Source organism: Bacillus sp. PDNC022 (genome assembly GCF_016919285.1).
Lineage (GTDB): Bacteria > Bacillota > Bacilli > Bacillales > Bacillaceae > Bacillus > Bacillus safensis.
Genome location: NZ_CP070345.1, coordinates 1,478,482 through 1,505,211 on the forward strand (window position 1 = coordinate 1,478,482; position 26,730 = coordinate 1,505,211).

The 26,730-nt window shown below is 40.4% G+C and carries 24 protein-coding genes and 1 pseudogene; 8 read left to right on the forward strand and 17 right to left on the reverse strand.

Annotated elements, in window-relative coordinates; all coding sequences use genetic code 11:
* The first annotated feature begins 110 nt into the window (after positions 1 to 110).
* The 3 genes from JVX94_RS07710 (at position 111) to JVX94_RS07720 (ending at position 2,421) form a co-directional block, all read left to right on the forward strand.
* A complete protein-coding gene (locus JVX94_RS07710) occupies positions 111 to 608 on the forward strand; it encodes a L,D-transpeptidase family protein (RefSeq protein ID WP_095408361.1) in 498 nt (165 codons plus the stop codon).
* Positions 609 to 681: 73 nt separating this feature from the next.
* Entirely contained in the window at positions 682 to 1,959 is a 1,278-nt protein-coding gene (locus JVX94_RS07715) for an MFS transporter (RefSeq protein WP_240193812.1), read from the forward strand.
* Positions 1,960 to 2,205: 246 nt separating this feature from the next.
* A complete protein-coding gene (locus JVX94_RS07720; RefSeq protein ID WP_075622942.1) occupies positions 2,206 to 2,421 on the forward strand; it encodes a hypothetical protein in 216 nt (71 codons plus the stop codon).
* A gap of 134 nt (positions 2,422 to 2,555) precedes the next feature.
* Here the strand turns inward: JVX94_RS07720 and JVX94_RS07725 are convergent, their stop codons facing one another.
* Positions 2,556 to 3,467 (reverse strand): DMT family transporter, encoded by a 912-nt coding sequence (locus JVX94_RS07725; protein WP_205185121.1) that lies wholly within the window; start codon positions 3,465 to 3,467, stop codon positions 2,556 to 2,558.
* 113 nt (positions 3,468 to 3,580) lie between these two features.
* On the opposite strand from JVX94_RS07725, the gene JVX94_RS07730 reads away from it, so the two are divergent.
* Entirely contained in the window at positions 3,581 to 4,507 is a 927-nt protein-coding gene (locus tag JVX94_RS07730) for an AraC family transcriptional regulator (protein ID WP_205185124.1), read from the forward strand.
* 412 nt (positions 4,508 to 4,919) lie between these two features.
* Here JVX94_RS07730 and JVX94_RS07735 read toward each other — a convergent pair whose 3' ends face one another.
* A complete protein-coding gene (locus tag JVX94_RS07735; RefSeq protein WP_186318630.1) occupies positions 4,920 to 5,093 on the reverse strand; it encodes a hypothetical protein in 174 nt (57 codons plus the stop codon).
* A gap of 476 nt (positions 5,094 to 5,569) precedes the next feature.
* Here JVX94_RS07735 and JVX94_RS07740 point away from each other — a divergent pair, with 476 nt between their 5' ends.
* Positions 5,570 to 6,031: a YkyB family protein gene (locus tag JVX94_RS07740; protein WP_008356877.1), complete on the forward strand. Its 462-nt coding sequence runs from the start codon at positions 5,570 to 5,572 to the stop codon at positions 6,029 to 6,031.
* A gap of 37 nt (positions 6,032 to 6,068) precedes the next feature.
* Here JVX94_RS07740 and JVX94_RS07745 read toward each other — a convergent pair whose 3' ends face one another.
* The 3 genes from JVX94_RS07745 to JVX94_RS07755 all read right to left on the reverse strand — a co-directional run bounded on the left by JVX94_RS07745 (position 6,069) and on the right by JVX94_RS07755 (position 9,026).
* Entirely contained in the window at positions 6,069 to 6,977 is a 909-nt protein-coding gene (locus tag JVX94_RS07745; RefSeq protein ID WP_095408359.1) for a chemotaxis protein, read from the reverse strand.
* Between the two features lie 73 nt (positions 6,978 to 7,050).
* Positions 7,051 to 8,400: an MFS transporter gene (locus JVX94_RS07750; protein WP_481748188.1), complete on the reverse strand. Its 1,350-nt coding sequence runs from the start codon at positions 8,398 to 8,400 to the stop codon at positions 7,051 to 7,053.
* Positions 8,401 to 8,486: 86 nt separating this feature from the next.
* Positions 8,487 to 9,026, reverse strand: a complete 540-nt coding sequence (locus JVX94_RS07755; RefSeq protein ID WP_024424707.1) for an RDD family protein — start codon at positions 9,024 to 9,026, stop codon at positions 8,487 to 8,489.
* 301 nt (positions 9,027 to 9,327) lie between these two features.
* Here JVX94_RS07755 and JVX94_RS07760 point away from each other — a divergent pair, with 301 nt between their 5' ends.
* Positions 9,328 to 9,480, forward strand: coding sequence for a hypothetical protein (locus tag JVX94_RS07760; RefSeq protein WP_162842519.1), 153 nt, complete (start codon positions 9,328 to 9,330; stop codon positions 9,478 to 9,480).
* Positions 9,481 to 9,544: 64 nt separating this feature from the next.
* On the opposite strand, the gene JVX94_RS07765 is transcribed toward JVX94_RS07760, so the two are convergent.
* A complete protein-coding gene (locus JVX94_RS07765; protein WP_095408357.1) occupies positions 9,545 to 10,429 on the reverse strand; it encodes a cation diffusion facilitator family transporter in 885 nt (294 codons plus the stop codon).
* Positions 10,430 to 10,722: 293 nt separating this feature from the next.
* Here JVX94_RS07765 and JVX94_RS07770 point away from each other — a divergent pair, with 293 nt between their 5' ends.
* On the forward strand, positions 10,723 to 11,892 hold the full coding sequence (locus JVX94_RS07770) for an aminotransferase A (protein ID WP_203129732.1): 1,170 nt from the start codon (positions 10,723 to 10,725) through the stop codon (positions 11,890 to 11,892).
* A 25-nt stretch (positions 11,893 to 11,917) separates the two neighbouring features.
* On the opposite strand, the gene JVX94_RS07775 is transcribed toward JVX94_RS07770, so the two are convergent.
* Positions 11,918 to 13,747 carry a PAS domain-containing sensor histidine kinase gene (locus JVX94_RS07775; protein WP_144470341.1) on the reverse strand — a complete coding sequence of 610 codons (1,830 nt, stop codon included), beginning with the start codon at positions 13,745 to 13,747 and terminating at the stop codon, positions 11,918 to 11,920.
* Positions 13,748 to 13,903: 156 nt separating this feature from the next.
* The gene (locus JVX94_RS07780) at positions 13,904 to 16,030 is read right to left on the reverse strand and encodes a peptidoglycan D,D-transpeptidase FtsI family protein (protein ID WP_144470339.1); all 2,127 of its coding nucleotides are present in this window, start codon (positions 16,028 to 16,030) and stop codon (positions 13,904 to 13,906) included.
* A gap of 337 nt (positions 16,031 to 16,367) precedes the next feature.
* Here JVX94_RS07780 and JVX94_RS07785 point away from each other — a divergent pair, with 337 nt between their 5' ends.
* Positions 16,368 to 17,168 carry a CAP domain-containing protein gene (locus JVX94_RS07785; protein WP_025092342.1) on the forward strand — a complete coding sequence of 267 codons (801 nt, stop codon included), beginning with the start codon at positions 16,368 to 16,370 and terminating at the stop codon, positions 17,166 to 17,168.
* A 95-nt stretch (positions 17,169 to 17,263) separates the two neighbouring features.
* Here JVX94_RS07785 and JVX94_RS07790 read toward each other — a convergent pair whose 3' ends face one another.
* The 9 genes and pseudogenes from JVX94_RS07790 to ptsG all read right to left on the reverse strand — a co-directional run bounded on the left by JVX94_RS07790 (position 17,264) and on the right by ptsG (position 26,713).
* Entirely contained in the window at positions 17,264 to 18,136 is an 873-nt protein-coding gene (locus JVX94_RS07790) for an NAD(P)-dependent oxidoreductase (RefSeq protein WP_111291326.1), read from the reverse strand.
* Between the two features lie 13 nt (positions 18,137 to 18,149).
* Positions 18,150 to 18,935: an SDR family oxidoreductase gene (locus JVX94_RS07795; protein ID WP_205185130.1), complete on the reverse strand. Its 786-nt coding sequence runs from the start codon at positions 18,933 to 18,935 to the stop codon at positions 18,150 to 18,152.
* A gap of 72 nt (positions 18,936 to 19,007) precedes the next feature.
* Positions 19,008 to 19,955, reverse strand: a complete 948-nt coding sequence (locus JVX94_RS19755; protein ID WP_420869385.1) for a methyl-accepting chemotaxis protein — start codon at positions 19,953 to 19,955, stop codon at positions 19,008 to 19,010.
* Positions 19,947 to 21,071, reverse strand: a pseudogene (locus tag JVX94_RS19760) (cache domain-containing protein); the annotation flags it as partial. The gene JVX94_RS19755 and the pseudogene JVX94_RS19760, both read right to left, overlap by 9 nt.
* 11 nt (positions 21,072 to 21,082) lie before the next feature.
* Positions 21,083 to 22,111: a spore photoproduct lyase gene (gene splB, locus JVX94_RS07805; protein ID WP_048238754.1), complete on the reverse strand. Its 1,029-nt coding sequence runs from the start codon at positions 22,109 to 22,111 to the stop codon at positions 21,083 to 21,085.
* A gap of 82 nt (positions 22,112 to 22,193) precedes the next feature.
* Positions 22,194 to 22,421 carry a transcriptional regulator SplA domain-containing protein gene (locus tag JVX94_RS07810; RefSeq protein ID WP_003211490.1) on the reverse strand — a complete coding sequence of 76 codons (228 nt, stop codon included), beginning with the start codon at positions 22,419 to 22,421 and terminating at the stop codon, positions 22,194 to 22,196.
* Positions 22,422 to 22,535: 114 nt separating this feature from the next.
* Positions 22,536 to 24,254, reverse strand: coding sequence for a phosphoenolpyruvate--protein phosphotransferase (gene ptsP, locus JVX94_RS07815; RefSeq protein ID WP_095408350.1), 1,719 nt, complete (start codon positions 24,252 to 24,254; stop codon positions 22,536 to 22,538).
* On the reverse strand, positions 24,254 to 24,520 hold the full coding sequence (locus tag JVX94_RS07820; protein ID WP_003211078.1) for a phosphocarrier protein HPr: 267 nt from the start codon (positions 24,518 to 24,520) through the stop codon (positions 24,254 to 24,256). Before JVX94_RS07820 ends, ptsP begins: the two co-directional genes overlap by 1 nt.
* 93 nt (positions 24,521 to 24,613) lie before the next feature.
* Positions 24,614 to 26,713 carry a glucose-specific PTS transporter subunit IIBC gene (ptsG, locus tag JVX94_RS07825; protein WP_205185132.1) on the reverse strand — a complete coding sequence of 700 codons (2,100 nt, stop codon included), beginning with the start codon at positions 26,711 to 26,713 and terminating at the stop codon, positions 24,614 to 24,616.
* Between the last annotated feature and the right edge of the window lie 17 nt (positions 26,714 to 26,730).

Genomic DNA, 26,730 nt, shown 5'->3' on the forward strand with positions numbered 1-26,730 from the left:
TTCTCTTGACAAATGTTAGGAGAAACCTTACTGGGCCTGATTCCGTCCATATAGTATGTCAAGTGACGGCATCATGGCTTCTTTTATTTAAGTAAAAGGAGTGTGCTTTGGTGCTGCGATACACAGTGAAAAGCGGGGAAACCCTTGCTTCTATAGCGATTGATTTCCGAACAACAACAGCTGCCTTAAAGGCTGCAAATCCGTCACTTCAAGCTCGCGAGCCGGAACAAAATGAGGTCATCATCATTCCCGGTTTGCCGGATCCTAGTACGATCCCTTACCGCATCTTTGTTTCGATTTCAACGAAACGTCTCATTTTGTTTTCTGGATCACAGCTTATTCGTTCGTATCCGATTGCAACTGGGAAAATTTTAAATATGACACCGACAGGTTCTTATTATATTGTCAACAGACAGCCAAACCCAGGAGGTCCATTTGGCGCTTATTGGCTGAGCCTCTCGAAAATTCATTACGGCATTCATGGTACGAATAACCCGTCTTCAATTGGTAAAGCTGTTTCTAGAGGATGCATTCGCATGTACAATCAGAATGTCATCGAACTTGCTTCACTCGTTCCAAACGGAACACCTGTGACCATTAGCCAGTAGAAGAAATCAATTGTACGAATGGTTAAAATTTTATATGATATTAAGTGGGATCTTCAGGTTAAGGAGCGTATTTATGGATATTTTTAAAAACAGAAATTTTGTTCGTCTCTTTTTTGCAGCACTTGCTTCGCAAATGGGGACAACAGTAGGCAACATGGCGTTTGCCTTTTATTTGCTCGACCATTTTAGTCATCAGCCCGCATACGCCACATTGGCTGAGCTCATGTATTCTCTTCCTACCGTCTTTGTCTTTTTTATGGTCGGTGTGGTTGCAGACCGTTTTGATCGTAAAAAAGTCGCAGAGAATTGTGATTGGATACGAGCTGGGCTGACGATTGTATTATTCATCGTTATTTATTTTAATTCACTGCCACTTATTTTCTTGATCTTGTTTATTCGAAGTGCCATTACGAAGTTCTTCTATCCAGCTGAAGCCTCTCTCGTTCAGGCCATTTTAAATAAAGATCAATATGCAAAAGCCGCTGGTTTAAATCAAATGCTGTTTAGTTTATTTATGGTGTTTGGCGTTGGAATCGGTGCCATTATGTATAAGACAATTGGACTTCACGGTGCGATTACGATTGATTTGATCAGTTTTATTATTTCAGGCATCCTGATTCGTTCATGTAACATTCCAATTGAAGCGCGTCAGCCAAATGGACAAGCTGGCTGGAGAGGTATGACCATCAAAACGTCTCTGAAAGATTTTAAAGAAGGCATTCTGTATATTTTAAAAAACAAATTATTGGCTTCATTAATTTTTGGCTTTTTTGTTTTCGGTCTAGTCAATGGCGCATTTGCCGTTCTTCCTATGTTTACAATGAAATATGGACTTTCACCAGACCATTTTGAACTGCATACATCCTTCTTTACCATTGCAATTGGTGCAGGACTGCTCGTTGGAAGCTTGATGGGCTCTGTCCTCGCTAAAAAGGTAAAGATGCAATATCTCATGTCGATTCCAATTCTGGTCGCAGGAATTCTGATTTTTGTCCTTGGGTCTACTCATACATTATGGTTATTTTATGTCACATCATTTGTGATTGGTACATGCATTGGGCCAGTCAACATTGTCATTGGCGGCTGGCTGCCTAGAATCGTCCACCCTCGCCTGATGGGCCGTGTGTCAGGATGGGTTGATCCGCTTACTATGTTTGCTCAATCGATGACATTAGGTCTGATTGCTGTATTATTTCCAAAACTCATCACTAATGTTTCTTATATTTATTACGGAATGGGCTTTATTATTTTACTCGTCTTCCTTTTCTACTTCATTACACTGCCAAAGTTCAGCAGAGAAGCTGCCGACTTAGATGTGCAGCGTGAACTAAAGGGTCAGGGAATTCAATAAGGAAAAAGGACTTTCTTTTAAGGAAAGTCCTTTTTTCATGGCTGAAACGTGCTTCATGTCATTTCCTATGTTGATAGAAACTGCTTGAACATGCATAAATAAATCACATATACCTCGCTTCACTAACCCCTCCATCCATTTAGCACCTCTCGTTTTGTTGATCCATTTTTTCTTGTTTTTCACAATAAAATTCCTTTACATCTTTAAGCATTTTATAGTAGGATAGTCAGGTTGGAGGTGAAAGAAATGCTAAAAAGTTACTATTTTATTCATACAAAAAATGAACAAGGACAGTTTGTTGTACATACAGAAGATTGTGCATTTTTAGGTGATGCTGCAAGCCGTACGTTGATTGGCCTGCACATGAATGGTAAAAGCGCCATTGATGAAGCCAAACAAATGACGAATGAAACCGACTTTAATGGTTGTTTTTATTGCGCTTATTCTATTCATACAAAATAATTCATCCTGCTTACATATAAAAAAATATCATTTGAGAAACTACCCATTTTAATAAATAGGTAGTTATCATGAACTAATAGTTCACTTTATTTATATTTCATTCAGTCAATTCTTCTTATCATTCCTCCAATTGTTTAACACCCATCCCTCTCATTTTTCGGCTGATACAATGCCAAGAATAAAATCATATAGACAATACAAGCTGTCCCTATCCACTGGAAAAGACCGAATGGCTCTTTTAACCAGAAAACAGTCGTGACGACTGCTGCAAGGGGCTCAACACTGCCAATTAAGCTTGACTCTTTTGGTAATAAGTATTGCAAACTTTCTATGTAAAACCAAAACGCGATCATCGTTCCAAATATGACCACAAACAATAAATAGACATACGCTTCAAAAGGTAAATGAGTGAGATTAACCTTCCATGGAGGATGGATCAAGCTAAGGGCGCCTCCTCCTATAAGCATCGCCCATCCGACAACCACTAGAGAGTCGAATTGTTTTAACAGGCTGATTGGATATAACGTATAAAACGAGAGCGCCACAGCTGATAGTATTCCCCACATCACTGCCACAAATGGAACGGTTAATGTTGAAATAGAACCATTCGTCAATAAGAAAAACATACCCGCTAAAGCCAATACCACTGTGACCAGATCTCTTCTAGTGAAGATTGATTGCCTGCGAATGACCAAATACACGATAATCATGACAGGGGCTGTATACTGCAGCAGCGTTGCCACGGCAGCATTTCCATGTTGAATGGATGCCATATAAGTATATTGAACAGCCAGCATCCCCATTAATCCAAATAGAAGGACTTGCATCGCTGTCCTCTTCTTTTTCCACACGCCAATCAGGTGTGTTTTTTCTTTTGTCATAACATGAACAAATAAAAGCAATCCCCCTGAAACGAGCAGCCGGACCGTCACAAGCCAATTGACATCAATCCCATATTGCTGAAACAATTTTTGTGAAATCGTTCCTCCTACTCCCCAGCAGATGGCGCCTATGAGTACAAGTAAAATGCCCTTTCTCCTATTCATTTTCATTCTCCTCAATTCTTAACAAATCATGATAATATAGTTGATAGTAGTTCACTTTGTTACATATTGATATATCAATTGAACATAAAAATAAAAGAATATTGAGGAGAATCATGCACAACCATCATTTTCTGATTGACTACAACCTGAAAGAATTAACGGAGCATTCCACGACAACATGGCCCATTGCTCTTTATCATACGAAAATTCGTCATCATAGAAGCGGCTATATTCCTCTTCACTGGCATGGCGAATTTCAATTTGTCTTTATTTTAGAGGGTGAAGCTGAGTTTCACATCAATGAAAAGACGGTATATTTGAAGCAAGGAGATGGCATCTTCATCAATAGTGGCTGCCTGCATATGGCAAAAGATGCGCATGAGACGGCATGTACTTATGTTTGTTTAAATGTCTCTCCTCATTTCATCACAGCGAATGAATTATTCACCACATTTGTCCATCCATATATGCATGCGAGCCAGACACCATATATTTTACTCAACCAAAAAGATCACTGGCCAAAGCATATTTATCAATGTATTCAAACCATTCAACAATTAATCGATGAAACTCCAGTCTATTATGAACTTGAACTCAATATTCAGCTCATCACCATTTGGAAAAGCTTATTACAAAATGGTTTTCAAATGAAACATGATGCGCGTAAACACGATAAAAATGAACGGATGAAACACATGCTGAATTGGATTCATCAGCATTATCATGAGAAGATCCTTCTCCAAGATATTGCTCGTGCAGGACAGCTTAGCCGCTCAGAATGCTGCAGATACTTTAAAGACATCTTAAAGAAATCACCCATGCATTATGTAAATGAATATAGAATTCAGCAAAGCCTCATCCTGCTTCAAGAAACGGATCTCAATATCACAGAAATCGCCTACCAAGTAGGCTTCAACAGCACAAGCTATTTTATCAATTTGTTTAAAAGAATAAAAAATACGACACCTTTAGCATATAGAAAATTAAAACAAACTGATTCTCTCCAGATTAAATGGGTAGAGAAAAATAATAACAGCTAGCGTGCTTGCTAAAATGCAGAAGGTGTTTTAGCCCCATCATAAATGGCTATTGTAAATACAAGCGATGATAATCCGAGCGCTCTTTACAATAACTCTATTTGCAATTTACTAATTGATTTCAATCTGACTGGCCGTAAACGTCGCTTAAAAGAATGCGATTGTGAAAACATATCTTGCGGTGTGCTGCGAAAATGTATCCGGCACGAAAAAGATATTCAAATAAAAAAGCCCCCGAAAAGGGCTTTTTATACTGGAATTTATCATAACCGATACTTGAGGTATGACCTCTTATCGTGGTTTTGTGTTTAATGCAAAATAACCGATTGTGATTCATACTCCCACTATTATAAGGATTGCAATCAATGGCTTAAGTTTCAATGCTCCCGTCTAATGAAGACTAGGGCGTTTTTTATTACTTTTTTTGTTCTTTTAGTTTCTTGAAAATCATTAATTGATATATTCCAAATAATACGGTAAGGATCATAATTGCTGTAAATAATTGATCGACTGGAAGCAAGAAATACACGACAATAAAAGATAAAAGCAAAACAAGATAACCTATATTAAACGCTTTTTTGAATGTCATTATATTACCTCCTTTTTACAATCATATCACCTTTCACCTAACCGTATAACCAAGTTTCCCCTGTTAAAGCCTCTAAACGCCTTTATTCGGTGTAGTAGTAAACCTGCCGCAAAAGGCTTGCTGTATTACTGCTGATCCCTCCAAATTTGTAACTTTAAAAATGCCGAGCAACTTCATATTGCCTGTTCCTCTGACATCTCCTTCGTGCTGTCAATCTGTTACCGAAAAACACAATTTTAAAAAATTTACCGTTCAAAAATCAACAGAAATAGAATCAGTTAAAGTTTTTGAAGAGGCGATGAATTTATAAATTTTTGAGGAAGTATTGGGGGAATTCGAACACACAAAATTTTTAACCCTCCCTAATCCCTTTATACCAAAGGTTTTCTTTTTACAATATCTCTATTTGCAATTTACTAATAAAAACGTATAATTTATACTAAGCACAGGAAGACGAAAGACAAAGGAGAGAAAAAATGGACGATTATGCTCATACTAAAGACATAGAACCTACAGCAGAAAACATCGCAAAAGCCATTTATACTGTTAACCGCCATGCTAAAACCGCACCAAACCCCAAGTTTCTTTATCTTTTGAAAAAACGAGCGCTGCAAAAACTATTACAAGAAGGTAAAGGAAGAAAAGTGGGCCTACATTTCTCTAACAATCCCAAGTATAGTCAACAACAGTCCGACGTGCTGATTGAAATTGGAGATTATTATTTTCACCTGCCACCAACTAAAGAAGACTTCGAATTTTTGCCACACTTAGGAAATTTAAATCAATCATATCGCAATCCGAAAGCGAATATGTCATTAAACCGAGCAAAGCAAATACTTCAAACGTATGTCGGTTTAAAAGAAAAACCTGCCGCCACAAAACAAAAATCACATTACACAAAGCCCGTCTTCAAACGACTCGGGGAAAGTTATTTTTAAACAGAAAAAAACCACTCGGCATGAGTGGTTTTTTTGTTTAGATAATAAAATGATCGACTTTTTCAATCAGCTGATGAATTTCTGGTTTACTGATTTGATCATCTGCACCGATCGTTTCCCCTTTATGACGCAAATCTTCAGTGATTAACGAAGAGAAGATAAGAATCGGAATGGAATTTGTTAAAGGATTGTCCTTGAGCAATTTTGTTAACCGGTGGCCATCCATTTTAGGCATCTCAATATCCGTAATGATCATATCAATTTCTTCTGTAACACTGATTCCTTTGCTGACAAGATCCATGACATGATCATATGCCTGTTTGCCATCTTCAAAGGTCACAATGTTTTTATAGCCTGCTTCGGTTAATTCATTTGTTAATAAACGCATGAGAAGCGGAGAATCTTCAACGACATACAGTTTCTTCCCTGTTCTTCTCTCGTCTTTCTCACCGTCAAACATATGATACGTATCAACACCAGAAGCGGATTCAATATCATAAATGATTTTTTCGTAATCTGGAAGGAAAATCATTTTTTCATCAAGCTTGATGATGCCCGTTAAATGACGGTCCATCCCTTGATTGAGTGCAGTCGGCTTCTCAATCTCTTCCCAGCTGACGCGGTGAATTTGTGATACCGTTCCTGTATGGAACACAAATTTCCGTTGGTTGAATTCAGTCACAATATATTTCTCTTGTTCTGACTGATCTGACTCGACATTAAAAAAGGAAAATAGATTGATGACTGGTAAAATCTCGCCTCGTAAACTAATCATTCCTTCTACATCTTGGTGAGAGTGCGGTACAACCGTCACCTCAACCGGCTGAATGATTTCTCTTACTTTCATGACGTTAATGCCGAATTGATTTGAACCAATTTCAAACTTCACAATTTCCAATTCATTGGTACCAGAGTCAAGTAAAATTTCTTGTTTGTTTAAAGCCACGGAAATCCCTCTATTCTTCAATATAAGATTGTACTTTTTATATCGGCAGCATAGGTAAAAAGTTGACGTTTCTTTACGCTTTCTCTCGAACGAATTGATGAATCACAAGTCCTATCGCTGCAAGGATGAGCAAAGCCCCTAGTGCGAGGCGGCTTGCGAGATTTCCGTGCTCTGCAAACAGCAGGGTAACTGAGCCATAAATGATGGGCCCGATAATGGAAGATACCTTCCCTGAGAATGCAAAGAGGCCAAAAAACTGTCCTCGCTTTTCCTTCGGTGTCAGTTCAATAATCAAGATTCGTGATGCCCCCCAGCTTGCGCCAAGTGAAATTCCGAATAAACTGCCCGCTACCCAGAAGACCCATTCGGTTGTCGCTGTCACAGCCAGAATCAGCGCAGCAATTAAAATGACATAAACGACTGTAATCGATCGCTTTGCCCCTATCGCTTTTGTAATATATCCAAACAAAAAGGAGCCAATGATACTTGAAATGGTCGACACAAGATAGAGCAAAATAAATTGCCCAGCGGTAAAGCCAATGATGATTTTGGCATAAACAGCCATCATCGCAATCGCTGTTTGTAAAGCATCATTCATAAAAAAGAAAGCAATCATAAAGATAAAAGCTGGCTTGTACTTTTTCATCTCTTTAAACGTGTGAATAATCTCTTTATACCCGCTGAAAAAAGACGCCTTTTTCTCTTGTAGAGGCAGCGGATGAGGATCTTTTACAAAAAAGAGAAAGGGTAGAAAAAAGAGAAGGAATAAAAGGGCTGTCGGAATAAATGCTTCATGAAACTGGTCATTGCCGACAAGTAAATAAACAGAGAGACCGACAAGTGTTCCTAAATAGCCGACGGCGATACCAAATCCAGAAATAAGCGGGATTTCTTCCTTTGTCCCAAGATCGGGCAAAATGGTGTCGTAGAAAACCAGACTAGAATGATAAAAAAACTTTGCGATCACAAACAAGGTGACCACGACCAATAAAGAAACAGGCAGCCCAAACCATTCACTTGAGAAATCAATCCCAGCAAAAATCCCCATCATCAACGTACAAGCAATACATATGAACGTAAACACCGTAATGTAGCGTTTCTTTTTTCCTGTACGATCAATCAGCACTCCGTATAAAGGTGTAAAAATGACGAGAAAAAAGCTGGCTAGTGCGTTTGCATAAGAAATAAAGGTGCTGGCGATCTGGTCCATTCTCGCACTGTCCCCGATTGTTTCCTGCAAGTAAAATGGGAAGAAAATGGTGATCATATTTGATGAAAAGATCGTATTTGCAAAATCATACAACGCCCAGGCCAGCACAGGTGCTGTCAAAAACAGCCCGAAGCCTGCCCCTTTTTTCTGTGCGATCTTTTTTCCTGTTCTCAATCGATTGTCTCCCTTCCCTGCCTCATTTTTCACTATCATTCTATTTTATGTGCTGTTTCCCTTTTCCATACAAGCAATCTATGAAAAAAAGCACCTCTTACCATATAGCAGAGGTGCTTTTTTCATTATTTCTTCACAACAATTGTACTTGCAATCAAATCGTGAAGTGCTTGTTTTTTCTCTGTGAAAAAGGCAATGATATAGCCAATATATAAGATCGGAGACAAAAAGCCTTTTGCAAAGAAACGGCCAGTTGCACGTCCGAATGTGACCTTTTCGCCTGTGACTTTTGTTACTTTGATGCCGAGAGCCATCTTTCCAAGTGTTCCTTGCAATTTTGATGATTCCATGATGGCATAATAAAGCCATGTCACCACGGTACCCATCAAGATTGCTCCTATATAGAAAAAGATCAGTCCCATAATAGCTTCCCATTCCTCATCCGTTATGACAGTTGAAGAATAGTAATAACTGTCGTCATCCATCATCATTGCTGCCTCTGGGCTTGAGATAAAAAAGACTGACGCCAAAATAAACATGATAAAAGCAATTGGTACTCCGATAATGATACCGTCCAAAAGGTGTGCAAGAAAACGATAGCCTACACCTGCTAGCTCAGGATGCTTCTTTTCTTGAATGTGTGGTTCTGTTATGTTGGTTTCCATCCTATTTCTCCTTTATTATGTATGTTTTCTATAAATTTCTTATAATCATTCGTTATTATATCCTATGAATATAGCAAGATCAATGGAGCTTTACACTTTTACATACATTTTAGATCAGTTTGATCTAAGCGATTTATGTGAATAAATACTGAAAATTTGTGAAAATCATGGCACTTCTAGTTCTTTTACCTCCTGATTTTTTAACATTTTGTGATATTTTCGTCTTGTTTCCATTCTTCTGTTGACAATGATTCTTCAAATGGTACAATAGTCAAGGATTTTTTAAAGAAAGGTGTTCATGATGGGAACTGTCGTATTATTAAAGAACAACGAAATGACTGTAATTGAAGATATTTGCGAGGCTGATTTTTTAGATATGAAGCATGGTTTGTCAAATGATGACACAGCTTATATCTCTTGGTATGAAGACTACGATACTGCTTATGGATATTGATTTCATTTCATAGATGAAGCGTAAAAAAAGGCGATACAACCTGAAAATAGGTTGATCGCCTTTTTTACGTTTGTGCGCTTCTTTCACTTTCAGGTTCCACATGAATAAAGATTTGTGCATGCGGAAATTCCAGCTGAATCTTCTCTTCAATTCGATCACATAATTGGTGAACATCTTCAATCGTTGTCTTTCCATTTACAATCAAATGGAAATCAATATATTCCTCTGCACCAGACCGCCTTGTTCGAAAGTCGTGATATTCAATGAATTCTTGACTGAATCCTTGAATGATCGCTTCAATTGACTGTTCTTCCTCTGGCGTTAATCGAGCATCAACAAGCGGCGGGAAGGCTTCCTTCATGAGTTTAAACGCTTCACGCATAATAAAGAGGGCCAGAACCATTCCAATGATCGGATCTAGGAAATACCAGTCAGTTAATGCCACAAGCAATAAACTGACTGCCACCCCTAGTGACGTAAATACATCCGTTAAAAGGTGCAGTGCATTTGATTTCATGGCGACTGAATGTACTCGCTCAGCCTCTTTGTTCACAACCCTCGATACAACAAAATTGATAAGAGCGCCTAGCAGCATGACCACAATGCCAAGCACAGGCAGCTTGACTGGCTCAGGATGCATTAGTTTGTGAACACATTCGTATATAATCCAAATACCAGCAACGAAAATTAGCAGGGTCTCAATCGTTCCAGAAATATTTTCAACTTTTCCATGTCCATAAGGATGTTTAGAATCTGCTGGCTTTCTTGAAATACGAACAGAAATAAATGCAATAAACGACGCCATTAAATCGAGAAACGAATGAATGGCTTCTGATAACACCGCAACAGATCCAGTTAATAGACCCACAATGATTTTTAAGATGACAACAAAAGTGTTGCTCAGCACGGATAGAAACGCGATTTTCGATGTCTTCGCTGATTGTTCCATCTATCGTCCTCCTTTAGGAGATCGTATGTCTATGAGAGCCATTCCCATGACCCTGATTCTCACGTTCTTTCAGTTTACGCAGTTTTGCCGTTTTCTAATCATCTTCATCACAGCCTGTATTTTCTCTTGAGGTTACGCTATAATAAATGTTGCTCTTTCTTCAATATATCACTCATGCGGTGATGGATAGGAGAATAGACTACATATAACGATATCCAGTGCCTTTCGCAGGTGACATTTATGCAGTGAATGGTAAAATAGGATAAAAACATAAATTTTTAAGGTGATGAGAAATGGAGCATTTGCTGAATCCAAGAGTTAAGGATATTGAAATTTCAGGCATTCGAACATTTTCAAATCTCGTATCGTCATATGAGGATGTCGTTTCATTGACGATAGGCCAGCCCGATTTTTATACGCCGCATCATGTCAAAACAGCTGCCAAAACAGCCATTGACGAGAATTTCACCTCGTACACTCACAATGCTGGTTTCATAGAGCTAAGACAAGCGATCCAGCATTATATCAAGAAGAAAGTGAATCTTGATTATGATGCAGAGACAGAAATCATTGTGACAACAGGTGCAAGTCAAGCAATTGATGCTGCGTTTCGGACCATTTTGACAGAAGGCGACGAGGTCATTTTACCTGGACCTGTCTACCCCGGCTATGAACCGATCATTCGAATGTGTGGTGCCATGCCCGTACATATCGACACAACGAATGCTGGCTTTAAATTGAATGCCAAGCTGATTGAGGATGCGTTAACAGAAAAGACAAAGTGTGTGGTTCTTCCTTACCCTTCAAATCCGACTGGTGTCACACTTTCAGAAGAAGAATTGAAAGAAATTGCCCAGCTCCTTGAAGGAAAAGACATCTTTATTTTATCCGATGAAATCTACAGCGAGCTGACATTTGACCGGCCGCATCATTCAATTGCCTCTTTCTTAAAAGAACAGACCATTGTCATCAATGGACTATCAAAATCTCATAGCATGACTGGATGGAGAATTGGATTTTTATTCGCTTCAGCTCCAATTGCTAAACATGTATTAAAAGTACATCAATATAACGTGTCTTGTGCCTCGGCTGTCTCACAAAAGGCGGCACTTGAAGCTGTGACAAATGGTGTAGATGATGCACTGATCATGAGAGAGCAATATAAGAAAAGACTCGATTATGTATATGATCGGCTCATTTCTATGGGGCTTCCGGTGATTAAACCTTCTGGCGCTTTTTATATTTTTCCATCCATTGAATCGTTTGGGATGAGTTCCTTTGATTTTTGCATGGAGCTGTTAGAAAGTACAAGACTTGCGGTCGTACCAGGCTCGGCTTTCTCTCCACTCGGCGAAGGGTATGTGCGCCTGTCTTATGCTTATTCACTTGAAACGCTGAAAGAAGGACTTGACCGGCTAGAACAATTTGTACTTGAAAAACGTTCCATACATTCGCTAGATTGAAACAACGGCTCTCTTGCCGTTGTTTTTATTTTGCAGGAAACGTGATGTGAAATACGGTGCCCTTTTCAGGCTGACTATCCACACGGATCGTCCCGTTATGATTTTCTAAAATATTAAATGTCACCATGAGGCCAAGTCCAGTTCCTTTTTCCTTTGTGGTTAAAAAGGGCTCTCCAATCCGCTTCATAACCGATTCTGGAATGCCGACTCCTTCATCACGAATCGTGACAAGTATTCCATCACTTTCTGCTTTGGCCATGATGTCTACCTTTCCTCCGTCCGGCATGGATTCTACAGCATTTTTGATTAAATTGATAAACACTTGCTTGAGCTGATTTTGATCCCCATTCATCAGGAGACCTTCCTCTATCTCACTTGTGTTCATTAAAATGCCATTTAAGTTCGCTTGTGTTTCTAACAGTGCCGTGACTTCGCTGATGATTTTTTTCAAATCAAGCGTCTGCATCGATGCCGTTTGCTGCGGTTTTGCCAGCATTAGCAGCTCACTCAATATAATTTCTATTCGGCTTAGCTCAGAGAATACAATCTCGAAGTACTGATCGCGATCTTTTGTTTTCGGTTTGATGAGCTGCAAAAAGCCTTTGATGGCGGTCAATGGGTTTCTGATTTCATGTGCAATGCCAGCCGCCAATTGACCTGCGATCGACAATTTTTCAGAGCGGAGCATGAGCTCTTCTGTCTGCTTACGTTCGGATATATCTCTTAAAATAATTTGAACCGCTGTTTCTCCAAAAAATGTAGTTGGGATACATACCATTTCTGTATAAATCAGCTTATGTTTAAACGTATGACAGCTCATCGTGACAATCTCAGAATCTGATGCTCTTTCAATAATACGAGATAAGCTCTTTTTGACCTTCTGCTGATCACAGGAATGGATTTGATGAAAGATATCCTTTCCTATTAATTTATCGTAATGCTCGGCTTCAAATAATTTAATGCCTGATTCATTCATAAATACCCACTTGTGATCATGGATAACCGCAATCGTATCAATGGAGTTTTGAATGAGCAGCTGATACCTCTCCCGGCTTTTTTGAAGAACGGTTTGGAACTTTTTACGGGATGAGATGTCAACTAGCAGTAAAAGCTCTGCCCGCTGATTTTGATAAATCGTCGGTGACGACTTTACCTCAATATGAATACTGCTCCCATCTTTACGCTTCCATATCTGTTCAATCATTCCGACTGGAAGGCCTTGCTGCAGCCTTGTTATTCGGCTTCTGACAATATCATGGTACTCTTCAGCAATAAAATCAAACGCGGACTTGCCGATCATGTCATCTCTTGCACTTACCCCCATTAATTGCAGCATCGCATCATTCGCATACACAATTTTCCCTAAAGTCGTAATACATAACGGATTTGGCAGCACGGCAATCAATTGTTCAGCTTCACTGACATTTTGGAAAGCCGGCAGACTGCCTAACGACTGTTCTGCTACTTTTGATGCTGCTTGAAATGCTGCTTTTTGGGGCTCAGTATCCAGCACCCTCATTTTCAGGATCATTTCTCTACTTACTTCGTTGTCTAACCCATCGCAAGCAACAAAGTCAATGCTTGCTTCGATCCATACAGCTGTCAGATCACTTCTTAGCAGTCTAAAGTGGCAAACCTCTAGCATGTGCTGATTGTAAAAATAACTTTCGACGAGAAATTGATCTTCGGTATGAACAAAGTCTTTCAAAAAACACCCTAGTAAATCCTTTTGTTCATAAAGCAAAAGCTGCTTACAGTTGGAAGAAATGTAGAGAAAGCGGCCATTAGAAGAAAGAACGGCATGTAAATCGATGTTCGAATACAATTGATTCGAATCTTTCATTTGTTGTTCCATCGTCGTCCGACCCTCCTTTTCATTTTTTAGGGTTGTCCTTAGATTGATGTATAAAAAACATTCGCTAGAAAACCCGTATTTTCCTTCTGTCATCGAGGGAAACGTCCATATTTTCAGCAAAAAGGGAGCACTTTTTGCTGCTGTGCTCCCTGCGGTTTATTGTTTTTCATATTTCTTTTGTAATTCAACGTACTTATCCACTATTTTACTTGGGATGTTTTTAATAACAGGATCTTTATCTGAGACATAAGGTGTCACGACACTAAACGCCACCTTTGGATTAGAAGAAGGATAATATCCTCCAAAGGTTAAGTTGTACGTTCTATTTCCCCACCAGCTGCGGTTGGCACCATAGTAGAACGTTTGCGCTGTACCTGTTTTTCCTGCAACATCATGCTGACCAAACCGGCCAGCGGCAGTTCCGCCTGTTGATGTGACCATTTTCAGTCCCGTTTTTACGCGGTCAATATCTGCTTTCGAGTTGTTAATCGTGTTCAACACTTTCGGCTCATATTTTTTTACGACTGGGCCTACTTCATCCTTCTTCGTTGGAAGATGAACACTTTTCACTACTCTTGGCTGAATACGGCTGCCTCCATTGGCGATCGTCGACATGTATTGCGCCACTTGAAGCGGTGTATACGTGTCATACTGACCAATTGCTTCATCAAGCAAGAGTCCGCCGACCGTCTTAGGATGCGTCTGCATCCCGCTTGATTCCTGCGGCAGATCGATCCCCGTTTTCACGCCAAGACCGAATTGCGCATAGTAGTTTCTCATTTTTTGTAAGTGCTCAGGCCTTGCTGGTAACGGACCATCCTTTTGATAGGTGATACCCGCCATTCTCATCGCTACTTGGAACATGTAGACGTTGGAACTTTTTTGGAGTGCTTGAATGTCGTTAACCCATCCAAGAACTTTGTAAGACTGTTTCGGTTTTCCATTACTTCCTGCAAAGTAGAGCGGTGTATCCATATAGGCTTGGTTGTGTGACATTCCGTCTTGATAACCAGAGAGGACAGTGGCTCCTTTGACAACAGAGCCCATTTCGTACTGCGTCGTAAATGTTCCGATCGCATAATCTGTGACGTCTCTGCCGTCCATTTTCTTGCCCGACATCGCGAGAACATCCCCCGTGTGAGGGTCCATCATAACGACAAAGGCACGATCCATCATATAGTTTCTCGCGCTGGCGGATCTAAGCTCTGATTCCACGATTTTGTCGATTTCCTTTTGCAGCTCCATATCAAATGTCAGCGCAAGATCAAGTCCTCTTCGTCCTTCTGTCCGCTTGATTTCATCGAGCAGCTTCCCGCCAACCTGTGTATATTGAACGGTCGCTTTCTCAGGGTTTAGAAAATCCTCGTACTGATATTCTAAATAGCTCTTTCCTACCCGGTCATTTCGGGAGTAGCCTCTTGCCATATAGTAATCTTCACGTTCTTTAATGATTCCTTGCTCTGGTGTAGTCACACCGCCAAGTACATTATAAAGGGTCTTTTTATACGGATATTTTCTTGTCCAGTCGTTGATGACGTTCACACCAGGCAGTTCATCAAGATGCTCTGAGACAAGTGAAATTTCTTCATATGTCAGGCTTACGGATGAAGTCTGTTTTGATTCTTTCGTTTCATCGAGTAAAGCAACTTTTTCGTCCCCTTTTTTCTCTTCGTTTGGGTTCATTGCCTTCACGATTTGGGGCTCAAAGGCATATCCGCCTGTAAATCTACGGTAGATCGCTGCAACAGCTTTTTCCTCTGCATCCTTTTCGATCGCTTTGACTTCTTTCTTTGGGACACGCTCTACTTGAAGCGGATAGACATCCTTTGCATCGATATCTTTTTTCTCCGCTTTTGAAAGGAGTTTATCCGCTTCTTTCGGATGGCTCGCCAGCCAAAAATCTCGAATGTCACGCTCTCTCAAAAAATCAGTATCCATTTTTATATAAGTCGCAAGTTTTCTTGCTACCTTAATCTTATCCTCCGCTTTCACACCGCTTTCTGATGTATAAACGATGGCAGGTACACTTTCGTTATCAACGACGACTCTTCCTCTCGCGTCATACATTTTTCCTCTTGGAGACGGGTATGATGCTGTTTTGACCTCTGTTCGGTTGGCTTGCTTTTTATAATCTTCACCATTGACGATTTGCAGCACACCAAGCTTGATCACAAGTCCAGCAAATAAACTAAATACAGCGAAGAAAAAGAGATTAATCCTCCAGGCGTTCCGGCGCTTAATTTTTTTCTGCTCGGCAGCACCTTGATGCTGTTTCTCTCCCACTTATGTAGCTCCTCTCATCCTTTTCAATCTTTTACAATTACCACTCATTATTGTAACACTTTTGTAATAGTTGTTACAGCGAAACGAGTGAAAAAAAGCTGTCAATCCCTAATCTGCAAAAAAATATACTAACACTTTAAAATATTGGTATGTTTGTGTCGTTTTCTTTAAATGGAAGAATTCCCTATCCTTTGATATGAAGCGGCTCATACTATGACTTTAACAAAAATGACAAACTGGCATTGTCAATGGAGGATGCTGGTACGTTTATAACAAAAAGTCCATGGTATGATTTTTTGTGAGAAAACAAAACAAAGATTTTAGGAGGAGTTACAATATGAAGAAGAAATCATTCTTTTTTTCAGCGCTGACAGCTGCTGCACTCATCACTTTCACTGGAGGACATTCAGCTGATGCGAAGGAGCTTAACCTGAAACAAGTGATAAATGTACAGCATCAAGCCATTGATCTTCATACACTAGCAGCAAAATTACATATCTCTTCAGATGTAAACAAGCTAAGCAAGTCGAATCAAAAAGAGATCGAAGCTCTATTAAACAAACTGATCAAAAGCGGTCAACCTGTTACTGGAACAAAAGTAGTGAAAGAAGTAAACAAAGCAAAACAAGAACAAAAACAAGAATCAGTGAAAAAACCAACTGCTTCTAAACCAAGCACTCCAGCAAAAGAAAATACAAACAACAACAGCAACACAAAAGCTGACCAAAAAGACACAACAGCATCAAAAGCTGACAGCAGCTTAAATGCATTTGAAAAAGAAGTGGTTGAGCTTACAAATAAAGAGCGTGCAAAACAAGGCTTAAAGGCACTTTCTGTTGATTCTAAATTAAGCAAATCTGCTCGCGCAAAATCTCAAGATATGAAAGATAAAAACTATTTCTCTCATACAAGCCCAACTTATGGATCTCCATTTGATCAAATGAAGCAATTCGGTATCACTTACAAATCAGCAGGTGAAAACATTGCCCAAGGTCAAAGATCTCCTCAAGAAGTTGTGACAGCATGGATGAACAGTGAAGGCCACAGAGCGAACATTTTAAACAAAAGCTATACACATATCGGTGTTGGTTATGTGAAATCAGGCAACTACTGGACGCAGCAATTCATCGGAAAATAATATCAAAAAAACCTGTCCCTATTTGGACAGGTTTTTAGTTTGTTTTGTGGGTTAGTTTAAAGCTACAAACTGTCCCAGCTAGGCGGGGTAGTTTTTTATTTGACCCATAATTTATAGATACTTTGGGTCCCGCTATTTTCTTCGCCCTGTTCGCTCAGCTTTTCATAAAGTGACTTCGCAAGTGAGAGCCCTGGCATTTCTTCACCCATCAGCTCTGCTTCTTCAAGTGCAATGCCCATATCCTTGATAAAATGCTTCACATAAAACCCTGGCTCGAAATCACCTTTCAGCATTCTTGGTGCAAGGTTTGACAAGGACCAGCTTCCGGCTGCACCTGTTGTGATGCTTTTGAGTACCTGCTCTGGATCAAGCCCTGATTTTTCGGCATAAGCCATTGCCTCTGCGACACCGACCATTCCCGCTGCGATGGCAATTTGGTTACACATTTTTGTATGCTGACCGCTTCCTGCCGGTCCTTGATATTGAATGTTTTCACCCATTTGCTCAAATAGCGGCAGACAGGCTTCATAGGCTGACTTTTCTCCGCCGATCATAATGGCCAGCGTGCCATTTTTGGCTCCTATGTCTCCGCCTGATACAGGTGCATCTAATGCAAATACACCTCTTTCCTTCGCTTTCAACTCAATTTCTTTTGCAAGCTGAGGCTTCGATGTCGTCATATCAATGAGATATGTTCCAGGCGCGGCATGTGCCACAAGCCCATCTTCACCTAAATAGATCTCTTCTACATCCGATGGATATCCCACCATTGTGATGACGGCATCTGCACTTTCTGCAATGTCCTTTACTGCCGGCTTCCATGACGCCCCTTTTTGAATCAATGCGTCTGCTTTTGCTTTCGTTCTTGTATAAACGAGAACTTCATAGCCTGCATCCATTAAATGTCCTGCCATGCTGCGTCCCATTACACCGATTCCAATAAAACCAACTGATTTGATTTGTGCCATCACTTGTTCCTCCTTAAAGAGACTTTGTCAATCCACCATCAATGATCAGTGTTTGACCTGTCATATATGTATTGGCTTCTGATAAAAGAAACGCTGCATATGTTGCAAATTCCTCTGGCTGTCCGTAACGGCCAAGCGGGATCGCTCGTTCAGCCTGTGCTTTGATTTCTTCAACCGTTCGATGCTCTTTTTGTGCGCGGTGCTTTTCCAGCTGTTTAACACGGTCTGTTTCAATTTTTCCAGGTGCTAACGTATTGATCAAAATACCATCCTTTGCAAACTCCTGAGCAGCTGTTTTTGTCCAGCCTGCAATGGCCGGTCTAAATGTATTCGACAGCATCAAGCCCGGTATCGGTTCTTTCACTGACATTGACGCAATATTTAACACACGTGCGCCGCGTTTTTTCAAATAAGGCAATGCCTCTTTTAATAATCGAATATAGCTGAGTAAATGAAGTTGAAATGATTCGATCCAATCTTCATCTGTTAAGGTGTCAAGCGTTCCTGTTTTAGGCCCGCCTGTATTGTTCACAAGAATGTCTAGACACTTCTCATCACCAGCCGCCGCTTGAACAAGCGCCTTGATTTGCCCGGCGTCAGATACATCACATACTTGATAAGTCAACTGTCCTTTGACAAGCGGAGAAAGCTCGTTGACTGTTTCTTTCAGCTTCTGTTCATGTCTTCCCGAGAGCATCACATCTGCTCCCTCTTTTGCTAGAGCAAAGGCAATCGCTTTTCCGATACCTTGACTGCTTGCAGCTACCAATGCTTTTTTTCCAGTTAGATTGACATCCATGTCAACACCTCCTCTAGTTTATTTTATCATACAAAAAGAACCTTGCTCATGTCGCAAGGTTCCTTTCCGCTCTTACACCTTAAATCGATCAACCGCCTGACGCAGTGCCTGGCTTGATTCGTTGAGCATTTCAGTTGAGGTTTTCGTTCTTTCTAACACTTGAACTTGTTCATCTGTAGACGCATGCACTTCCTCAGCTGAGGCTGCAGATTCTTCTGAAATGGCAGCAATGCTTTGAATGGAGTCACTCATCTTCTGCTGTTCTTCTGTCATTTCATTAATCTGTGTATGAATGCTGTCGATTGAACCGACAAGTGCCTGCATTTCCATTGTGATGCTGCTGAGTGCCTCACCTGTTGCATTGATGGCGGCACCTTGTTCCTCATTCATTTTACTTGCTGTTGTCATCGCTTCAGCCGCCTTTTTCGATTCATCTTGAATGAGTTTGACGGTTTCACTAATGTGTTTTGTTGACTGCGCAGATTGTTCAGCAAGCTTTCTCACTTCTTCTGCAACTACAGCAAATCCTCGTCCACTTTCTCCTGCTCTCGCTGCTTCAATGCTTGCATTCAGTGCAAGTAAATTCGTTTGATCCGAGATTTCAGAGATGGCGGTTACGACGTTTTCAATATTTTTCGTTTTATGCTCAAGGTCTAGCAGCATTTGCTCTACCTTTTTCGATTCTTCGTTTGCTTGTGCTGATTTTTGGACGAGCACACCAAGTGCATCAAGTCCTTTATAGCTTGCATCTTCAGATGATTTTGAGTTGGTTTGCATTTGTGAAGCGAGCTCACCCATATGGCGTACTTTCTCATACAAATGCTCTGATTTTTCATTAATCGTTTCTGCATCTGATGCCTGCTTAGTCGCTCCTGTTGCCACCTCTTGAATGGCCGTTGCAATCTGTTCGCTAGACAGCAAAGTCTCATTTGAAATGTGGGTCACTTCATCCGCTGATTTCACAACTTGATCTGAAGCCCCTTTCACTTTTTCAATTAACTCCCTGATATCCTCGGTCATTTGATTAATGCTTTTCGTGAGGAAACCAATTTCATCTTGGGATTTCACTTCAAGCGTACTTGTTAAATCGCCTTCTGACACCTTACGCACATGCCCTATTAGACGCTTGATTGGTGTAGTGATACTTCTTGCCAATAAGAAGCTGAGGATCATCGCAAGAATAATGGCAATAACAGATATAATGATGCTTATTTGATTCATTTGTTCTGTAATCCAAAGCAGTTGCTTTTTCTCAAAGCTGACACCAACCGTCCAATCGGCTTCTTTGATTTTAGATATGACCGTCAGTTCTTTGCTGTCATCAACACCTGAGTTGTCGAGCGCTTTTTTCACAGAGGCGACCTTTGATATGTTTTTTCCTTGATCTGTTGGATGCGCCAAAAGGGTGCCTGTACCATCAACTAAGAAAGCGGTCCCCTTATAAGGAATCTCTTGTTCATTTATATAAGTTTGAATAGAGGACAGCTTCAAATCAAGTCCAGCGACCCCAATGACCTTTCCATTTTTGACAATCGCCTTCGTGGCGGAGACAATCACTTTTTTCGTTGCTTCATCAACATATGGATCTGTCCAAACAACCTGATCAGGCTTTTCGACTGCTTGTTTAAACCAGCCTTGTTTAGATGGATCATACCCTTCGCCAAGATCAAACTCTGGGAAGCCGAGCATTTTGCCGTCAATTGTTCCAATATAGGCAAACGAGACGAGTTTATCCTGTTCCTGCAAGTTTTTTAGTGCACTTTTTTCAAAATCCAGTGTTTGCTTTGTTTGTTTTTGCGCAAATTCTTCAGTCATTTTACCTGTTGCTACTTTGTTAATGGTATTGCCGTAATTATCAAGCTTTTCTGTAATAATGTCTTTCAGGCTTTCTGCCGTTGCTGCTGCGGTGGTTTTTGCATCTCGTTCAATAAGTGGTCTTAACACTATGTTAGAACCCACTTGAACAGCCACGACGGTTAAAATTAAAATAACTGAGATGAAAACAGCTATTCTCACTTGAAGTTTCTTAAACATCTCATCACCCCTACATCTACTTTCACACCTTAATTTATATATCGGCAAAATGATACCGCATTCAATAGTTGTAAAAAAATTTAAATAGAAAAAACAAGCCATATAGGCTTGTTTCAAGTAAAATATTCAATTTTTGCAGAAGGAAAGTACTGATCTATATATGACTCTAAAGTCTTTCTTAGTTCTTGTTCCTCATCTTTTTGATAGATATATTTACCTATTCCATATCTTCCCCATTTGTATCTTCTTTTTTCTTCGTCCAATTCTAATTTTGATTTCGGATAGTTTTTTTGAATCACACGCTTTGCTGGTTTTGTAAAGCGATGCTGAATCATTTCAAAGGTGATATCGTTTCTCACATCTTCAGGAAGAGCTGCATCAAGCTTTTCAAAAAGAACTTTATACCCTTCCTGCCAGCCTTCATGGATGTAGATTGGGGCAATAATAAAGCCAAGAGGATAGCCTGCCTTTGCGACCTTAACAGCCGCTTCAATCCGCTGATCTAGCGGTGATGTGCCGGGTTCAAAATATTTAATGACATAATCGGCATTGATACTAAAACGGAATCTTGTCCGGCCATTATGCTTTGCATCTAACAGATGATCGACATGATGGAATTTCGTGACGAAGCGAAGCTTTCCAAGGTCAGTCTGTCCAAAGTATTCAATCGCTCGTTTGAGTGTGTGTGTCAAATGGTCAATTCCTACGATATCTGAAGTGCATGATGCTTCAAATCTTGTGATATCTGGCGCTCGCTCGTTCATGTACTGCTCAGCCTGATCTAATATTTCTTCTACATTGACGTACGTTCGAATGTAAGGCTTACTTCCCATTGTTGTTTGCAAATAGCAATAATGACAATGCCCCATACATCCTGTTGCAAATGGGATCGCATACTCTGCAGATGGTTTAGACGAGTCAAATTTCAACGTCTTTCTCACACCAATGACAAGCGTTGACTTCGCGTTACGATACTTTTGCAAGTCATTTTTGCCCGGAATATTTCTTACTTGGTTGTGTGAGGTCGTTTCTCTTATTTCGATTCCCATACCCTCGAACTTTTCCTTCAACTCTCGTCCTAACGGGTACTCTAGCGCCCGGGGTTCAATGTAAACAAGCTGGGGAACGAAAGGTTTGATCATATTTAGCACATCCTTACCATTAAGGTTTTCATACCGTTACTTTAACCTCACAGGATGGCTTTTATCCTTTCTAAAATCTCCCTTATTCAAACAAGTCTTGATAAAGAGCTTCTGCTTCTTCATATGTTGGAAACACAGCATCATCAGGTGCTAGTGGATGATACGTTTCAAGTAAAAATAGAGCGAGCTCTTCTTCGTTGTATGGATGTGAAACAATTTCTGCTTCTTTAATTTGTGCTACGTTTGCAGCATGTGGATTTCGATAAATCACATATACTTGATCACCCGGTTTATAGTCTGAGAAAGGCAATCTGGTCACCTCCATTTTTAATTATAGGGTACCCTTCTCACTGCCCAATATGACTCAATATGATAAAATTCGACAAAAAAACCAGACAGTTTCACCTGTCTGGTTTTCATTCACTTAGTTTTGTTGAAATGTTTTCTTAACGAAATCAACCACTTCTTCTGTTGTGCTAAGTGATAAAATATGCTCTTTAAATGATGCCGCTTCTTCCTTAGAAAGCTTGCTTAGCTGCGTTCTAGCTGGAAGAATGGATGTTGCACTCATTGAGAATTCATCTAATCCTAATCCAAGTAGAAGCGGGATTGCGATTTCATCTCCTGCCATCTCACCGCACATGCCGACCCATTTACCCTCTTTATGCGCTGCTTCGATCACAAGCGTAATAAGACGTAAAATCGCTGGGTTGTAAGGCTGGTAAAGATAAGACACTCGTTCGTTCATTCGATCAGCAGCCATTGTGTATTGAATCAAATCATTCGTTCCAATACTGAAGAAATCTACTTCTTTTGCAAATTGGTCTGCGATCACAGCCGTTGATGGAATTTCTACCATCATTCCGATTTCAATGGAATCAGAAACGTCTGTACCAGCGGCAACCAATGCTTCTTTTTCTTCAAGTAAAATGGCTTTAGCTTCTCTAAATTCTGATAACGTCGCGATCATAGGGAACATGATTTTCAAGTTTCCATATGTACTCGCACGAAGTAATGCGCGTAGTTGTGTTCTGAAAATCTCCTGTTCTTCCAGGCAAAGGCGAATAGCTCTATACCCTAGGAACGGGTTCATTTCTTTTGGAAGCTGCAAGTAAGGAAGTTCTTTATCGCCACCAATATCTAGTGTGCGGACAACCACTGCTTTCCCTTCCATCTTCTCTAAAACTGTTTTATACGCATCGAACTGCTCTTCTTCTGTAGGAAGCTGCTCTCTGCCCATGTATAAAAATTCAGTACGGTACAATCCAACTGCTTCGCCGCCATTTTCAAGTACACCTTTTACATCTTCAGGTGTTCCGATATTTGCAGCTAACTCTACGTGAACGCCGTCTTTTGTAACCGTTGGCTGGTCAACAAGTTTCGCCCATTCCGCTTTTTGAGCTAAGTAGTCTTCATGCTTTTTTTGATACGCTTTCACTTCATCTTCAGAAGGCTGAATGATGACGTCTCCAGTAATACCATCCACAATGATCAGATCATCGTTTTTCACCGTTTTTGTTGCTTCTTTTGTCCCAACAACTGCTGGAATCTCCATAGATCTTGCCATGATCGCTGAGTGAGAAGTACGACCGCCGATATCTGTCGCAAATCCTTTGACAAATTGTCTGTTCAGCTGAGCAGTATCAGAAGGTGTTAAATCTTCAGCAATGATGATGACTTCTTCAGAAATCATGCTTGGGTTTGGAATGTCAACGCCAAGCAAATGTCCAATCACACGTTTCGTTACGTCGCGAATATCCGCTGCACGTTCCTTCATGTATTCATTGTCCATTGCTTCGAACATTGTGACAAACATTGTCGCTGTTTCTTTTAAAGCAAATTCAGCATTTACTTTATCAGATTTGATTTTATCCTTTACTGGGCTTAGCAGTTCAGGATCACTTAACACAAGAAGGTGGGCAGAAAAGATATCTGCTTTGTCTTGGCCAAGCTCTTTTAGCGCATGTTCTTTAATTGCTTCAAGTTCTTGTTTAGAAACATGAATTGCTTCTTCAAAACGCTTCACTTCTGTCTCTGGATCGTTGATGTCTTTTTGGTGAACTGTTAAATCTGGTTCTTCCAGACGATATGCTTTTGCAATCGCAACGCCTGCTGAAGCACCGATTCCTTTCAGTTGTTGCATTACTCGCCTAGGCCTTCACTTTTCATTGTGTCTTTAAGCGCAGCAAGTGCATCATTTTCATCAGAACCAGAAGCAGAGATTGTGATTGTAGCACCTTTCGCAATTCCTAGAGACATTACACCCATAATAGATTTCAGGTTCACTGTTTTACCATTATATTCTAAGTTGATATCAGCATCATATTTACTAGCAGTTTGTACAAGAACTGTTGCAGGACGTGCGTGAATTCCAGAATCTGCAGTTACTTTGAATGTTTGTTGAGCCATTTTTATCAATCTCCTTTTTATACAATTAATACATCCACAATATTATATCATACTGCCGAGCTTGTCATCTAACAAGAACGGCAGTTATGAAAATTATTTTGAAATTTTCATGATGTTTTCTTGTCCAGCTTTAATTTCACCGGATTCTTGAAGGTCAATAAATTGTCCTTCACTTAAGTTGGTAAATACAATTGGTGTCATCAAAGATGGTACTTCAGTCTTAATTATATCAATATCAACCTCTAAAAGTTTTTGACCGATTTCTACTTGATCTCCCTCTTGTACAAATGCTTCAAATCCTTCTCCTTTGAGGCCGACCGTATCAATTCCGAAGTGGATCAAAATTTCAAGCCCACCATCAGATTGCAGGCCAATAGCGTGTTTCGTTGGGAACACATTTAAAATCTTCCCTCTTACCGGTGAAACCACCGTTCCATCTGTTGGCAAGATAGCGAAACCGTCACCCATCATTTTCCCTGAGAATACTTGATCTGGTACATCTGTAATTGGATGAAGCTCCCCTGTAATTGGTGAAGCAAAAATTTCTTCACCTTGTTCATTTTGAAGCGGCTTTGCAATGACTTCTTCGACCTGCTGGCTGACTTCTTCTTTTGCAGAAGGGTCTTTCGCTGGACGAGGCGTGCGGCCTGCAATGATATCTTGCATTTGTGTTTTTAAATTATCAGAGCGCGGACCGAAGATTGCCTGGATGTTGTTCCCTACTTCGAGAACACCTGAAGCGCCAAGCTTTTTCAAGCGGTCTTTGTCCACTTTCTTCTGATCATTAACAGTGACACGTAAACGCGTAATACAAGCATCAAGGTGCTTAATGTTTTCTTGATCACCCATTGCTTCAAGGATTTCATAAGGCAAGTCATTACCTTTTTCAGACTTCGCCTCACTTGCTCCGTCTGCTGCTTCATCCTCGCGGCCTGGCGTTTTCAGATTAAATTTACGAATGGCGAATCTAAATCCGAAGTAGTAAATGACTGCAAGTACGAGACCTACTGGAATGACAAGCCACCAAGCGGTTCTATTCGGCAGGATACCAAATAGGAAGAAGTCGATTAACCCTCCTGAGAAGGTCATCCCGATTTTCACGTTTAGAATATCCATTATCATAAAGGATAATCCAGCAAATACACAGTGAATCGCAAATAATATCGGTGCAACAAACAAGAATGAGAATTCAAGTGGTTCAGTGATCCCTGTTAGGAAAGAAGTAAGGGCCGCTGATCCCATAATTCCTGCTACTAGCTTTTTATTCTTTGGTTTTGCTTCATGGTAAATCGCAAGAGCTGCTGCTGGAAGACCGAACATCATGAATGGATATTTCCCTGTCATGAATGTACCAGCTGTCAGCTGAACACCATCTTTGATTTGCGCCATGAAGATACGCTGGTCACCACGGATAATATCTCCTGATAAGCTCTTATAGCTAAAAAATTCATACCAGAATGGTGCATAGAATATGTGGTGCAGACCAAACGGAATTAATGAGCGTTCAATGACACCGAATACAAAGGCAGCCAGCGGCTCATTTGCTGCAAGCAGTCCTGTTGAAAATGAGTTCAATGCACCTTGGATTGGCGGCCAAATGACTAGCATTAAAAGCCCTAAAATAAGTGCTGAAATAGAAGTGACGATTGGAACAAAACGCTTACCAGCAAAGAAGCCAAGATATTGCGGGAGCTCAATTTTGTAAAATTTATTAAACATATAAGCCGCTAATACCCCGACAATAATCCCGCCAAAAACGCCGGTAGACAAGGTCGGTATGCCGAGCATATTTACATATGCTGGATGGCTTTCCTTAAAGAACTTAGCCAATTTGATTGAATCGGATGGAATAGATCCGTTGGCCATTAATACGGCACTCATCGTTACGTTCATGACAAGGTAACCGATGATAGCGGCAATCCCTGCCACTCCGTCTCCATTGGCAAGACCGATGGCAACCCCTACAGCAAATAAAAGCGGAAGATTCGAGAAGACGATGTTCCCCGCATTCTCCATGACACTTGCAACAAGCTGAATCGTATCATTGCTTAAAAATTGAGCTACATCAATCAGCTGCGGATTTTGCATCGCATTCCCAAGTGCAAGTAAAATACCGGCAGCAGGAAGGATCGCAACTGGAAGCATGAGTGCTCGTCCAATTTTTTGCAACACACCAAAAAGTGATTTAAACACTGGTTGAACCTCCTTTG